This window comes from Pseudomonas sp. RL_5y_Pfl2_73 (assembly GCF_963970515.1).
Classification (GTDB): domain Bacteria; phylum Pseudomonadota; class Gammaproteobacteria; order Pseudomonadales; family Pseudomonadaceae; genus Aquipseudomonas.
Map to the genome: position 1 here is coordinate 1 of NZ_CAXAPD010000042.1, position 13,589 is coordinate 13,589.

The 13,589-nt window shown below is 60.1% G+C and carries 12 protein-coding genes, 1 tRNA gene, 3 pseudogenes and 1 riboswitch; of the genes and pseudogenes, 3 read left to right on the plus strand and 13 right to left on the minus strand.

Annotated features, from left to right (window positions below):
• A pseudogene (locus AACY42_RS26150) lies at positions 1 to 109 on the plus strand (IS5/IS1182 family transposase); the annotation flags it as partial.
• 914 nt (positions 110 to 1,023) lie between these two features.
• On the opposite strand, the gene AACY42_RS26155 reads toward AACY42_RS26150, so the two are convergent.
• The 7 genes and pseudogenes from AACY42_RS26155 to AACY42_RS26185 all read right to left on the minus strand — a co-directional run.
• Complete coding sequence (locus AACY42_RS26155; protein WP_339483309.1) at positions 1,024 to 1,605, minus strand: hypothetical protein; 582 nt, start codon at positions 1,603 to 1,605, stop codon at positions 1,024 to 1,026.
• Positions 1,606 to 1,732: 127 nt separating this feature from the next.
• Positions 1,733 to 1,806: transfer RNA gene (locus AACY42_RS26160), tRNA-Gly, on the minus strand.
• Between the two features lie 162 nt (positions 1,807 to 1,968).
• The gene (locus tag AACY42_RS26165; RefSeq protein WP_079303777.1) at positions 1,969 to 2,853 is read right to left on the minus strand and encodes an alpha/beta fold hydrolase; all 885 of its coding nucleotides are present in this window, start codon (positions 2,851 to 2,853) and stop codon (positions 1,969 to 1,971) included.
• A 311-nt stretch (positions 2,854 to 3,164) separates the two neighbouring features.
• Positions 3,165 to 3,857 carry a pseudouridine synthase gene (locus AACY42_RS26170; RefSeq protein WP_339483312.1) on the minus strand — a complete coding sequence of 231 codons (693 nt, stop codon included), beginning with the start codon at positions 3,855 to 3,857 and terminating at the stop codon, positions 3,165 to 3,167.
• Positions 3,858 to 3,892: 35 nt separating this feature from the next.
• Positions 3,893 to 4,111, minus strand: a complete 219-nt coding sequence (locus AACY42_RS26175) for a cysteine-rich CWC family protein (RefSeq protein ID WP_339483313.1) — start codon at positions 4,109 to 4,111, stop codon at positions 3,893 to 3,895.
• Positions 4,104 to 4,721 (minus strand): annotated as a pseudogene (locus AACY42_RS26180) (GGDEF domain-containing protein); the annotation flags it as partial. The gene AACY42_RS26175 and the pseudogene AACY42_RS26180, both read right to left, overlap by 8 nt.
• A 229-nt stretch (positions 4,722 to 4,950) precedes the next feature.
• A pseudogene (locus tag AACY42_RS26185) lies at positions 4,951 to 5,096 on the minus strand (ABC transporter permease); the annotation flags it as partial.
• 98 nt (positions 5,097 to 5,194) lie between these two features.
• A riboswitch (guanidine-I (ykkC/yxkD leader) is annotated at positions 5,195 to 5,295 on the minus strand.
• Between the two features lie 172 nt (positions 5,296 to 5,467).
• Between AACY42_RS26185 and AACY42_RS26190 the strand changes: the two are divergent.
• Complete coding sequence (locus AACY42_RS26190; protein WP_339483315.1) at positions 5,468 to 5,875, plus strand: hypothetical protein; 408 nt, start codon at positions 5,468 to 5,470, stop codon at positions 5,873 to 5,875.
• A 197-nt stretch (positions 5,876 to 6,072) separates the two neighbouring features.
• On the opposite strand, the gene AACY42_RS26195 is transcribed toward AACY42_RS26190, so the two are convergent.
• Positions 6,073 to 7,185: an enoyl-CoA hydratase/isomerase family protein gene (locus AACY42_RS26195; RefSeq protein WP_339483317.1), complete on the minus strand. Its 1,113-nt coding sequence runs from the start codon at positions 7,183 to 7,185 to the stop codon at positions 6,073 to 6,075.
• Positions 7,186 to 7,317: 132 nt separating this feature from the next.
• Here AACY42_RS26195 and ung point away from each other — a divergent pair, with 132 nt between their 5' ends.
• The gene (ung, locus tag AACY42_RS26200; RefSeq protein WP_339483319.1) at positions 7,318 to 8,010 is read left to right on the plus strand and encodes a uracil-DNA glycosylase; all 693 of its coding nucleotides are present in this window, start codon (positions 7,318 to 7,320) and stop codon (positions 8,008 to 8,010) included.
• Positions 8,011 to 8,096: 86 nt separating this feature from the next.
• Here the strand turns inward: ung and AACY42_RS26205 are convergent, their stop codons facing one another.
• The 5 genes from AACY42_RS26205 to AACY42_RS26225 form a co-directional block, all read right to left on the minus strand.
• Complete coding sequence (locus AACY42_RS26205) at positions 8,097 to 9,119, minus strand: AbrB family transcriptional regulator (RefSeq protein ID WP_339483321.1); 1,023 nt, start codon at positions 9,117 to 9,119, stop codon at positions 8,097 to 8,099.
• Positions 9,112 to 10,626 carry a tripartite tricarboxylate transporter permease gene (locus AACY42_RS26210; protein WP_339483322.1) on the minus strand — a complete coding sequence of 505 codons (1,515 nt, stop codon included), beginning with the start codon at positions 10,624 to 10,626 and terminating at the stop codon, positions 9,112 to 9,114. The genes AACY42_RS26205 and AACY42_RS26210 overlap by 8 nt, the downstream gene beginning before the upstream one ends.
• 1 nt (position 10,627) lies before the next feature.
• Positions 10,628 to 11,089, minus strand: coding sequence for a tripartite tricarboxylate transporter TctB family protein (locus AACY42_RS26215; protein ID WP_339483323.1), 462 nt, complete (start codon positions 11,087 to 11,089; stop codon positions 10,628 to 10,630).
• Between the two features lie 55 nt (positions 11,090 to 11,144).
• Entirely contained in the window at positions 11,145 to 12,137 is a 993-nt protein-coding gene (locus AACY42_RS26220; RefSeq protein ID WP_339483325.1) for a Bug family tripartite tricarboxylate transporter substrate binding protein, read from the minus strand.
• Positions 12,138 to 12,215: 78 nt separating this feature from the next.
• Positions 12,216 to 13,508, minus strand: a complete 1,293-nt coding sequence (locus AACY42_RS26225) for an OprD family porin (protein WP_339483327.1) — start codon at positions 13,506 to 13,508, stop codon at positions 12,216 to 12,218.
• Between the last annotated feature and the right edge of the window lie 81 nt (positions 13,509 to 13,589).

A 13,589-nucleotide genomic window follows, 5' to 3' on the forward strand; every position in this document is an offset into this window, starting at 1 on the left:
CGCCCGATTGAAGCACTATCGGGCAGTGGCTTCTCGATTCGACAAGCTCAAACGAAATTATGAAAGCGTGCTAGCCATGGCATGCGCCTTCCTTTGGTTACCCATGTGAAACGGCAACAGCCCCTAGGCCCGGTCGCTGAATTTGCAGCGACGTCGGGAGAGTAGCCATCGAAGGGCAAGGGCAACAAGGCGAAAACTCGCCGAAAAGCAACGTAAGCGCACCCCCTACGTAATTCTCGGATTTTGCCTACAAATTTCCATGGGAATCATACGATATTGTCGGTTGTGCTGATTTCCCAGCCCCACGATCAGGCTCAGCTCGTTGAGCCGCTAAGAAGGTAAACCGATGTGTGCAGATAGGGTCAGGAAAACCAGCGCATTGACTGAGTTTTTTACCAACACTTGTGCCGAGACCAGGCGAGAGATCTTGATGGGCATCATTGGCAAGGCTAACGCCTCCCAACGTGATGTTGTGCAGAAAGCAGAGGTCATCAAAGCTGCGCGGGCTTCTGCTCAGGCAAACTGAGATGCTGCCGTCAAATCAGCCCAAGATTCATTGGGCTCTGTTCAACGTCTTGACGAGCTCATGGTTCGCCTTGCGCGAATTGATGAGCGAAACGCTGTCGCTGCGGCTATCAAGCCATACCTCGGCGCCTTTGCAACCCTCATGGCTTGATCCATGAGAGACCAATAACCCTACATACATCGCTGGGGCGACATGCCTACGCATCGAAGTTACCAAGCAAGCATCGAGCAATTGCACCAAGAGGTAGACGCGTTAGCTGAAGAGGTGAGACGCCCGGCTCCGACCACGCTGCGCGTTACGTTGCTGCCGTTCAGCATAGGCGCTGCGTTCGCCCTGACTCTGTTTGCCGTCGTCGCTTTTGTCGCAAAACATGTTTGATTCTCTGTCGCCCAAATACTTTTTTCGGCACAGCCCTGCCTGATTTGGTCGGCACCCTTGCCGCCTACCAATTCCCCTCTTGGCGAGGGCGCGGTGAAATCTTCTTCATGAGCGTTCATTCATGCTCTTGGCGTACTGCTCTTCAAAGCGCCTGCTGCGCAACGCCTCGCAATAGCCTTCAGCATGCGCCGACGAATAAGCCCGCTGACCGGGCGAATCAAATACCAGTACGACGTAAAACTTCGCAACGCATCCGCGTCGAGGCAATGCACCCGCGTTTGCGTGGTGACCCTCGTCAGGCCCGGTCGCAGCAACTGGCAGGTGAAGCTTATGACCAACTTCACATTCCCCGGCTCATTGAATGCCTCGAACGCTTCGGCATCTGCGACAACGACTTGGCCGTAGTCAGCTTTCCACAGCTTGCCGGCGAGCCCGTAGGCGACCTCTACGTCGCCATCGCGCTGAAGCAACGTGAAATTATCCATGCCGAATGAAGCGCGTTGATCAGTGCCTGGGTGCCGAGATCGGCCCAGCAGGCGCATGGGGAGTTCGCGAAGCTTGATTGCGTACCGAAAAAAACGATCGTCTTCGGGGCGGTGGGCGAGGATTGCCGCCATGGCATGGGAAGGGGCTGCGGGGATATCCGCGGTATGCAATTCACTGAACTGATACGTAGGCAGATATGAGTCAATCAGGTGCATCCTTGCTCTCCTTCATAGGTGCTCGGGCGCAAATCCCACAAAACACCAGACCAAAAAAAACCGGCAACCAAGAGCCGGTTTTTTAATCCCCCGCCAAAAAGCATACGACGCAGGACCAGAATTCGATTGGAGCGGGTGAAGGGAATCGAACCCTCGTTATCAGCTTGGGAAGCTGGAGTAATGCCATTATACGACACCCGCTCAGAGCGGCTGACTTTGTACCAGATGTGGGCACGGATTTGAAGTTTTTCTTCACGCAACGTGCTGTCAGTCGTTTACGCGAGCCTCAAACCAGAGCCGTCGTTGGCGGGCAAGCCCCGTTGCTGAAGGTGCAGAACAGTGCTTGCTCGCCAGGACGCCGTTTCAGATAGCCGGTGCATGGTAGCCCTGCACGTAGCTATAGCGCGGTCGGCTTTCGTGGTGTTCCGGTGTGAGGAAACCCATCAAGGCGTTACGGCTGTCGCGGCAGGCGGCTTTGTGTTCCATGTCCAGGAAGTGCCCGGTGGCTTGCAGCGTGCTGAAGCTGCTGTGCTGTACGTGATCGGCAAAGAGCCTGGCGTCGTCGGCCGCAGTGTATTCGTCCCATTCGCCGTTCAGGAACAACACCGGTACGTTGATCTTTTTCGCGGCGTTGACGTAGCACAGCTGGTCGCTGTGGAGCACATCGCTGATGTGGAAGTGCATCTGCCCGTACTCATGCTCGGCCAAACTGCTGACGTGGCGATAGTTGAAGCGCTTGAACAGCGGCGGCAAATGCTTGCCGATGGTGCTGTTGACCAAGTGCCCGACACGGTCGCCGTCCAGGCTGCCGAGGTAATCCACACCGCGTTCCAGGTAGTCGCGCATTGGCGCATTGAGCACCGGCGAGAACGAACTGATCACCGCTTTTTCGATGCGCCGTGGTCGCTGCGCCAAGGCGGTCAGCGTGGCGGCGCCACCCCAGGAAAACGACAGCACGTGCTCGGCGGCGAAGTGGTCGATCAGTTCCAGGAGAATCTGGCCCTCGATCTCTTTCGTCAGCATTTGCTCATGTCGGTTGTGAGCTTTTGACTTGCCCGCGTAGGGTTGGTCGTACAGCACAACATTGAATTGCGGGTAGAGGTTTTTGGCGGTCTGTGCAAACGACGCAGTGGTGGCCATTGAGCCGTTGACCAGGATGATGGTCTTTTGTGCGGCGTCTGCGCGATAGAACTCCGTGTAAACCCGATACTGACCCTGTATATCCAGCACAGCGATTTCTGGCCTCATGTCATAAGACTCCTGGCAAGCGGGTATGCGCGCAATGAGATTGCACGGGCAATGTGACAGGTAGGCATACGCCTGGAAGATAAAGCCCATGTCGATCCAAAAAAAACGGTCGACGGGTATTGTTATAGGTGGGCAGTTCGCCGGCGGGACAAGGCGAAACCCGAGGGTTTCAGCCGGCAAAAAGTTTCTTGGAAGTATGTTGTGACTCGTCGGTCACATTTCGGCCGACGACCTGATTCAAGCAGGGGGGCGCCCGTTGCGCAAGTACCTATCAAAAAATTGTTCGACACTTCTGCCCAGCGGTAGCAGGTTCAGATGAGATGGACTTCTTCAGGGCTCAAGGCGCGGTACTGGCCCGGCTCAAGATGGGCGTCCAACGTCAGTGGGCCCATCCGCTCGCGGTGCAGGCGCAGCACCTTGTTATTGAAGTGGCCGAACATGCGCTTGACCTGGTGATAGCGCCCTTCAACGATGCTCAACCGCGCCGATCTGGGCCCCTGCAGTGTCAGCTCTGCTGGTTGGGTGGTGAGGTCTTCAAAGGCAAAGTACAGGCCCCGGGCGAAGGTGTCGGCGTATTCGGCCGCGATGATTTGCTCGGTTTCGACGTAGTAGACCTTGGGCAGTTTGGTTTGCGGTTGGGTCAGGCGCCGCGACCAAGTGCCGTCATTGGTGATCAGCATCAGCCCGGTGGTGTTGAAATCCAGGCGCCCGGCGATGTGCAGGTCGTCCTTGTCCGGTTCGTCCAGCCAATCGAGCACCGTGGGGTGTTGCGGATCGCGGGTCGCACTGACACAGCCGGGCGGTTTGTGCAGCATGAAGTAGCGCGCCGGCCGGCCTGCTTGCAGCACTTGGTCGTCGACTTCAACGCGACTGAATTCACGGACGGGGGCATGGGGATCGCTGACGGTCTGACCATCGATCCGCACCCGGCGTTCCACCAGTAACAGGCGCACTTGTTGACGATTGAATCGCGGCAGATTACTGAGGAAACGGTCGACGCGCATGGGCAATTCAGGCAAGGCAACGGAGGGCGGGCATCTTACGCGATCGGCTGGGGCTTGGCGCGTAACTGGGCTTCGACCTGGGCGCAGCGTGGGCACAGGCAGGACTGATCACGCTGCGCGGCTGGCAATGCCTCGAGCACGGCCGGGTCGATGCTCACGCCGTAACACCAGCAAGCCCGGTCGGCAGTTCGAGGGTCGGCCAGGGTGCAGTCATTGGCACCGCCGCAGGCCGGGCAAAGGTCGGGTTTATTCATAACTGGAGTGAGGCATTTCCACGCAGGTTCGGTTGCACCCGGTCTGCCGGGCGCGTTGCAGCGCATGATCGGTCCGCGACAGCAGGCTGTGCAAGGTGTCTTCGTCCTGCAAGGTGGTGAGGCCGAGGCTGACGGTGACCAGCAATTGTTTTCCACTGCAGAAATAGCGCTGCTTTTCGATGTGCTGACGAATTTTCTCAGCGATTTTCAGACCGGTCTGTCCATCGGTGTCCTTGAGCAGGACGACAAAGGCTTCAGTGCTCCAGCGACACACGATGTCCGAATGCCGCAGGCTTTGCGTCAGGTCGCGGGTGAACCCGGTCAGCAGTTGATCGGTGGCGATGTGACCATGGGTGGTGTCCAACTGCTTGAAATCGTCCAATTCCAGCAGCAACGCCGCCAAGGGTTTGGGCTCGCGCTGAGCTTCGTGCAGCGCTTGCACGGCCAGCAGGTCGAAGCCACGGCGGTTCGGTAATTCGGTCAGGCTGTCGAGGGTGGCTTGGGCGTCGATGCGCTGTTGGTAGCGTTTGATCAACCGGCAGAGGATTGCCAGGACCGCCAGCGTCACGAGTATGCCGATCAGCAGGTTCAAATACAGTGTCTTGAGGATGTGATCGCGTACCGAGGCATGGGCTGCGTAATAGCCCAGCAACGCAATGATCAGGAAACCTGTACCGAGCAGCGCCACCACGGCCAGGAGCGGCTTGCGCTGGGAATACAACGGCGAACGGAGCGACATGGCGTTTCCCTTGGCGCAGACCCAATGAAGTCAGTTTAGTGGCCTTGTGGGAAAAGACATTCGGATTTGCAGGTTTGCGCACCGAGGTCATGTATTTTTCGATGCCCAACCGACGCAGGCTCGACGCGGTGTCTTGCCAGAGCAGGTATTCGCCGCTGAGGGTAAGGCGAACAACACCCGCGCGAATGGCAGGATCACCAGCAACAAGAGGCTGGGACGATCCGGGTAGCGGTTGTTCAGGCGCATGCCAGGCCTTGCGGTTTACAGCGGGGCGTCGGCAGTCAGCTGTACGTAGGTCGGGTCAAAGCGCAGCTTCTTGCCCTCGCCCTTGAGGACGATGCCTTGGCTACCGGGCTTTGTCCCGCCATGTAACCTCAACTGGAGGTCGTCAACTCTCGGACCAACCTCTCGCTAGAAGCGAGTCGGAACCCTAGTCTGCCATTGCAAATGGTGGTGCCGCTGCGCAACGGTATGAGGCAAAAAGCTACATGTTTCAACTTGTTACTGGGACGCACCAGATCCCGATTTCACTGTCAGATTAATCGTCAGTCACCCAATAGATGACTGTCGCCCATCAGCGTCGCTGATGTGGCCCATTCGCGGTCCAGGAGGCCGCCATGTATCGACGACTGCTGCTCATTGCGTTTCTCGGTTTGACACTTTCGGCCTGCGTACCTTACTACGATGCAGACTCGAGCTACTACCGTTCCGAGGTCTATACCTCCCCCGGGCCGGCCTATTACAGTGGTGGGTATTATTCGGCACCGCGTGGCTATTACGCCCCGCGGTATTACCAACCGGCGCCGCGCTATTACTCGCCGCCGCGGTATTACCAACCCGCCCCACGCCACTACTCGCCACCGCGAGCGGCGTACCGGTCTTATCCGAATAGGGGTGGCTGGGACGGCCATAACCGGGGTGGCTGGAATGATGACCGACGGGGTCGAGGCGGGCGTGATCATCGGGGACGCGGTGATTATGATCGTGGACGTGGCGATCACGATGGACGACGCAACCACCGCTGACCTTTGGGCAACAAGAAGCGGCGCATTGAGCGCCGCTTTTTTGTGCGTGCAATAAAACCTGTGGGATAACGTTTGTGGGAGCAAAGCTTGCTCGCGATGACAGGGGATCCGTTAGCTTCCCGGTGACTGGTATATCGCTGTCGCGAGCAAGCTTTGCTCCCACAGATGTCACTCCCTCAGAGTGTCACCCAGGGGCTTTACTCGTTGGACAAATCCGCCAACGGATGCCGCCCCTCCCACGCTTTGTGAAAGTGCGCCTCAACCGCCGCTTCGGGCACATGGTTGATGTCCGGCCAGTGCCAATGGGGCTTGTGGTCCTTGTCGATCAGCCGCGCGCGCACGCCTTCGCTGAATTCCGGATGGCGGCAGCAGTTGAGGCTCAAGGTGTATTCCATCCTGAACACGCCGGCCAAGGACAAATGCCGGGCCCGGGCGATCTGTTCCCAGACCAGATAAGCGGTCAACGGCGAACCGTCGGTCATGGTCTTGGCCGCCCGGGCAATCAGTGGATCCGGGTGGTCCACCAGCAGGCTGAGGGCTTTCCAGGCGCAGCGCACATCGCTGACATCCAGCCATTCATCGATTTTCTGCCGACGTGGCAGCCATTGGGCTTCGGGCATTTGGCCGACCGCTTCCTGTTGCAGGGCCTTGAGCAGGCTGTTGAGCTGCATCTCGGTTTGTTCCTGCCAATTGAGCTGCAGCAGGCCTTCGATCAGGTCGTCCTGTTGTTCATCCAGCAAAAAACGGTCGGCCAAGCCCAGGTCGATGGCGTCCCGGGCATTCATGTGCGCGCCGGTCAGGCCGAGAAACAGCCCGAGCTTGCCGGGCAGGCGTGACAAGAACCAACTGGCGCCGACATCCGGGTACAGGCCGATGCTGATCTCCGGCATTGCCAGGCGACTGCTTGGTGTGACGATGCGGGTACTGGCGCCTTGCAGCAGCCCCATGCCGCCGCCCAGCACATAACCGTGGCCCCAGCACAGCAGGGGTTTGGGGTAGGTGTGCAGGTTGAAGTCCAAGCGGTATTCCGCCGCGAAGAATTGTGCCGCCAGCGGCGGCACTTCGCCGGGGTGGGCTCGGCAGGCCTCTACCAGGCTGCGCACTTCACCGCCGGCGCAAAATGCCTTGGCGCCATCGCCGCGCAATAACACACAAACGACCTGCGGTTCCCGGGCCCAGGCATCGAGACGGTCACGCAAGGCGTTGATCATCGGCAGGGACAGGGCGTTCAGGGATTTTTCGGCGTCCAGGGTGGCGATGCCGATACGGGCACCGTCGATGCCGGTGAGCTCTTCGAAGTGCAGATTCATCGTGACCTCGATCAGAAATTTGAATAATCAGTATGACCGCTGCGTAGGAAAGTGCCGGCTCTGCGTCAGATCAATTGACAAGCCATGTAGGCTTTCCTAGGGTGCGCCCATTGTTTTTTACCGGATGCAACCATGACTGCCGACGACCGTATCAAACTTGAACCGAGCTGGAAGCAGGCACTGCGTGCCGAGTTCGACCAGCCTTACATGGCAGAGTTGCGCGAATTCCTGCGTCTGGAATACGCCGCCGGCAAGGAAATTTATCCACCGGCACCGCTGATTTTCAATGCCCTCAACTCCACGCCGCTGGACAAGGTCAAGGTGGTGATTCTCGGCCAGGACCCGTACCACGGCCCGGGCCAGGCCCATGGCTTGTGCTTCTCGGTGCAACCGGGCGTGCCGGCGCCCCCGTCGTTGGTGAACATCTATAAGGAATTGAAGCGCGATTTGAACATCGACATCGCGAGTCACGGCTACCTGCAAAGCTGGGCCGACCAGGGCGTGTTGCTGCTCAATACGACCATGACCGTGGAGCGCGCCAACGCCAACGCCCACGCGGGCAAGGGCTGGCAGCATTTCACCGACCGGGTCATCGAAGTGGTCAGCGAACACCAGCAGAACCTGGTCTTCCTGCTATGGGGCGCCCATGCCCAGAGCAAGCAGAAACTGATCGACGCCACCAAGCACCTGGTGCTGACCTCGGTTCACCCGTCGCCGTTGTCGGCTTATCGTGGCTTTCTGGGGTGCGGGCATTTCAGTCGGACCAACAAGTTCCTCGAGCAACATGGCGAAGCGCCCATTGATTGGCGATTGCCCCCGCTCTAGGCGCTGGCGAAGCCTGCGATCTTTTCACTGCCTGTTGAATCCCAAGCGAAAGATAAAGATCAAAAGATCGCAGCCTTCGGCAGTTCCTACCGGTTCCAATACCTGAACAACGGCTCCGCCAGAAACAGCACAAACAGCAAGCGCATCACCTGCAACGCCGTCACCAATGGCACTGATAGTTGCAGCGTCTCGGCCGTCAGGCTCATTTCCGCGATGCCGCCGGGCATCATGCCGAGGGTCAGTGAACGCAGGTCCAAGTGGGTCAGGGTGCTCAGGCCCAAGGCTGCCAGGGTGGCGATCAGCATCGTCAACACCGTGCCGACCAGGGTGCGCCCCATGAACGACGGTGCCCGTCGAAAGAACTGTCGGTTGAAATGACAACCCAATCCGCTGCCGATCAGCCACTGGCCGATCTGGCTGGCGCCGTTGGGTAGGCCGATGTGCAGGTCCCAACCGACGCTCACCGCCGCACTCACCAGCAACGGCCCGAACAACCAGGGATTGGGTTGGCGCAAGCGTTCCCAGACCCAGGCGAGCAGGGCGCCCGCCGGGAACAGCATCGCCAGCCACAGCCAGTCCACCGTCGTGGGATGTTGCACCGGGGCGCCTTCGCCCAACAGGTACTTGAAGGCCGCCGGCACGCACAGCACCACCACCAGCACCCGCAGGCTCTGGCCCGCCGCAACACGACTGAGGTCCGCGCCGTTGCGGGCGCCGAGGTTGACCATTTCGCCGGAACCGCCCGGCATGCTCGAGAAGAATGCGGTGGCGCGGTCCTCGCCGGTGCGACGCATCAGCCAGACACTCACCACGCTGGATACGCTGGTGATCAGCGCGCCGAAAAAGATCAGGCCGAAGTGGCTCAGGACCTGCTCCATCACCACGGGGGTGAAGTGCAGGCCGATGCCGATGCCCACCACCCATTGGCCGCATTTCCGGCCGCCGGGGATTTCCATCAACTGCCACGGCGTGAGACAGCGCACCAGAATGATCGCCAGCAACGAGCCGACCATCCAGGGCAAAGGCCAGCCGATCAGGCTGGCCAGGTAACCGCCGGCCAGGCCGACCAGCGGTGTTCCCCACCATTGTCTGAAGGTCGTTTCAGACATTGGCCAGGGGGCGACGTTGTGCGGCGCGGCGACGCCAAATCCGCAACAATGGCATGAACAACATGATCGCCGTCAGCACCCAGCAGCCGAGGGTGATCGGGCTCGACCAGAGGATCTCCAGCGCACCGTTGGAAATTGACAGTGCGCGCCGCAGGTTCTGCTCCATCAGGCCTCCGAGGATGAAGCCCAGCAGCACCGGCGACAGCGGGAATTCCAGCTTGCGCAGGATATAGCCGAAGATGCCGATACCGATCATCAGGAACAGGTCGAACGTGGTGGCGTGCACCGCATAGACACCGATCCCGGTGATGATCGCGATGACCGGTACCAGCGCCCAGTTCGGCACGGCCAGGATCCGGGTGAAGACGCGGATCATCGGAATGTTGAGCACCACCAGCATGACGTTGGCGACGAACAACGACGCGATCAGGCCCCAGACGATGTCTGGCTGTTGCTGGAACAGCAGGGGGCCAGGGGTGATGTTGTACAGCGACAGCGCGCCGATCATCACCGCGGTGGTGCCCGAGCCGGGAACGCCGAGGGTCAGCATCGGCACCAGCGCACCGCAGGCCGCGCCACCGATGGCGGTTTCCGGGGCGGCGAGGCCGCGCTTGTCACCCTGACCGAATGTACCACTGGCGCCGGCGATGCGTTTCTCGGTCATGTAGGCCACGGCGCTGGCCAGGGTCGCACCAGCACCCGGCAGCACGCCCATGATGAAACCGAGCACGCCGCAGCGCAGGTTCACGGTGAAGACTGACGCCGCTTCCTTGAAGTTGAACATCATCCGCCCGGTGGCTTTTACCGCTTCCTGGCCGCGATGGGTTTTTTCCAGCAGCAACAGGATCTCGCTGATGGAGAACAGGCCCAGCACCAACACGACGAACTGAATGCCGTCGGTCAGGTGGATGTTGTCACCGGTGAAGCGATACACGCCGCTGTTGGCATCGATCCCGACGCAAGACAGGAACAGGCCGATCAGGGCTGCGATGAACGTCTTGAGCGGCCGGTCGCCGGCCATGCCGCCGAGGCAGACAATGGCGAACACCATCAGGACGAAATATTCCGCCGGCCCGAAGGCAATCGCCCATTTGGCCAGCAGGGGAGCGAACAACACCATGCCGCAGGTGGCGATGAATGCGCCGATGAACGAACTCCACGCCGACAGCGACAACGCTACGCCGGCCAGGCCTTGGCGGGCCATCGGGTAGCCGTCGAGGGTGGTCATTACGGTAGAGGCTTCACCCGGGATGTTGAGCAGGATCGAGCTGATACGCCCGCCGTATTCGCAACCCAGGTACACCGCCGCCAGCAGGATCAGCGCCGATTCCGGCGGCAGCCCCAGGGCAAAGGCAATCGGGATCAGCAGCGCCACGCCGTTGATCGGGCCCAGGCCCGGCAGCAGGCCGACCACGGTGCCGATCAGGGTGCCGGCCAATGCCGTGACCAGGTTATAGGGGGTCAGTGCAACGCCAAAACCCTGGCCGAGATAATTCAGGGTATCCATATCAATTCTCCAGGACGTCGAGCAGGCCCAGGGGCAGCGGCACGTCCATCAGCTTGTCGAACAACAGATAAAGACCGATGGCCATCAGGCTGATGATCACCACGCTCGGCACCCAGCGACCGCCGTACAGGCGCGCCATCGGCACGCCGGTCAGGATGCTGGCAAGGATGAAGCCCAGGGGTTCGAAGGTCCCGGCGAATACCAGCAGCAGTGCCACGCAGATACCGATTTTCTGCAAGGTTTCGCGGTCCAGGTGCGGGTCTTCGTCGCTGTGCACGATGGGCGTCGGGCGAAACAGCATGTACAGCAATGCCAGCCCCATCAACCCGATCATCAGCAAGGGAAAGGCGCGGGGACCGACCGGTTCGTAGGAGAAGGCCGCTTGATAGGGCCAAGCCATCAGCGCCAGGCCGATACAGACCAGTAGCAACACCGCGGCAAAAATACGTTGGATGGTGAGCATGACTAACTCCTGGGCGGCGCTGACAGTACCAGCGCCGCCGCGAGAACAGAGACGGTTACTGGATCAGGCCGAACTCTTTGGCCAGCACCTTGTAATCAGCCACTTGTTTCTTCACATAGGCATCCAGTTCCGGGCCGGTCATGGCAAACGGGAACAGCTCACGCTGGTCGCGCAGCTTGGCGAACTCTTCGGAGGCCAGCAGTTTGTCGAAAGCGTTTTTCCACCAGGCGTAGTCTTCGTCGCTGACCTTTGGCCCGAGGTAGAAGCCGCGGACCACCGGCCAGAGGATGTCGTAGCCTTGCTCGCGAGCGGTCGGGATGTCTTTCATTTCCGGCTCGTCCAGGCGTTTATCGGAGAACACCGCCAACAGACGCATGTCGCCGCTCAGGATGTGCGGCATGGAGTCGGAGATGTCGGTACTGCCCACTTGGATATGGCCACCGAGCAGGGCAGTGGCGATTTCACCGCCGCCTTCAAGGGCTACGTAGCGCAGTTTGCGCGGGTCAATACCGGCGGCCTTGGCGACCAGGGCGGTTTGCATCCAGTCCTGGCTGCCGACGGTACCGCCGGAGCCGATCACCACCGAGCCTGGATCTTTCTTCAGGGCCTGTACCAGATCGTCGAGGTTCTTGTAGGGCGAGTCGCTCTTCACCGCGATGGCGCCGTAACTGGTACCAACGGCCGCCAGCCAGCGCACGGCGTTTTCATCGAAACGACCGAACTTGCCTTGCGCCAGGTTTAACAGCGAACCGCTGGACCAGGCCACCAGCGTACCGGCGTCGGCCGGACGCTGGGCGACCACTGCGTTGTAGGCCACCGCGCCGACACCGCCGGGCATGTAGGTCACTCGCATGGGTTTGGTCAGCAGTTTCTCGTTGACCAGCGCGCTTTGCGCCAGTTTGCATGTGAGGTCGAATCCGCCGCCTGGTGCCGCCGGGGCGATGCATTCGGGGCGCTTGGGCTCTTTGGATGGATCGGCGGCGAGCAACTGCCCGGCGAACATCAGGCATCCGGCGGCCAGGGCTACTTTACGCAGTGATAGGTTCATTGTTGTCTCCACAGGAGTTGTTGTTGTGTATTGCATGTTTGACGCTGTCGGACACTGGCGCATCCGGCAGTGGGTCCATTACCAGAGTGCGACGCTGTAGTTCACCAGCACGCGCATTTCATCCGCATCGCGGGCCGAGTAATTGGAACGGTAGGTCGCGTTGCGCAGGCGTACGGCAACGTCCTTGAGCGTGCCGCTCTGCACCACGTACTTGATCTCGCTGTCGCGTTCCCATTCCTTGCCAGTGTCACCGTTGCGCAGCGAGATGTTGTCGCCGCTCACGTAGCGACTCATGAAGCTCAGGCCGGGAATCCCGATCTTGCCGAAGTCATAGTCGTAGCGTGCCTGCCAGGAGCGTTCGTCGGCGCCGGCAAAGTCGTTGATCTGTACAAAGTTCACCAGGTACGGGTCACTGCCATCGACATACGGGAAGGCGCTGTCGCCCGACATATGCTGATAACCGGCGCTGAACTTGTGGCCGCTCAAAGCGTAGCTCACCAAGCCATTGATGGACTTGTTGTCGATCTTGCCGCCACGGGCGGCGCCGTCATCGTCACTGATGGCCAGTCGCAGGTCGGTGCCGAGGGTGCCGGGGCCGAAGGCTTGCGAGGCGACCAGACCGAGGAAATGCTGGCTGTAGACTTCGCCGAGCTGGGCGAAGTGGTAACGGCCGGTGATCTTGTCGGTGAACTTGTAGTCCACACCGGCAAAGTCGAAATGATCGCCTGCCACGCTGCCGGAGAAACGGCTGTTCTTGTTGTTGAGGGCGATGTCTTCGTAATTGCTGTCGTTGCGATCCTTGGCTTTGTCCAGGCGCCCGCCGGTGAAGGTCAGGTTCTTGATCTCTTTGGAGCTCAGCAGGCCGCCCTCGAAGGTTTGCGGCAGGATGCGCCCATCGTTGGGCTTGAGGATCGGTAGCTCCGGGATCAGGCTGCCGATTTTCAGCTCCGTGGCGGAGATTTTCACCTTGGCGGTCAGGCCCAGCTTGGCATATTCGTCAGCGGCGCGACCGTCATCGTGGGTGGGTAACAGGCCGCTGCCGGTACGGTCCGGGCTGGAATCGAGTTTGACGCCGAGCATCCCCAAGGCATCGATGCCGAATCCCACGGTGCCTTCGGTGTAACCCGATTGCAGGTTGAGCATGAACCCCTGGGCCCATTCGTCGCGCTTGGATTGCTGCGCGCTGGTGCCGTCGCGAAAGTCGCGGTTGAAATACATGTTGCGGGTTTCGAAGGTTGCCGTACTGTCTTCGATGAAGGCTGCCTGGCTCATCGGCGAAAAGCCGGCGAGGGCGGCGGCACTGGCCAGCGCGGTCTGGTTGAAGCGGGAAAGGCGAGCAGGCGCTGGGGCCTGGGGCTGCATGGACAGCATGGTGGTACTCCGCTTTATTGTTCTTATTTTGGCGAAAACGCTTCGAGGCGTTTTTCGTTCACGATGTGCGTCGCGACGGCA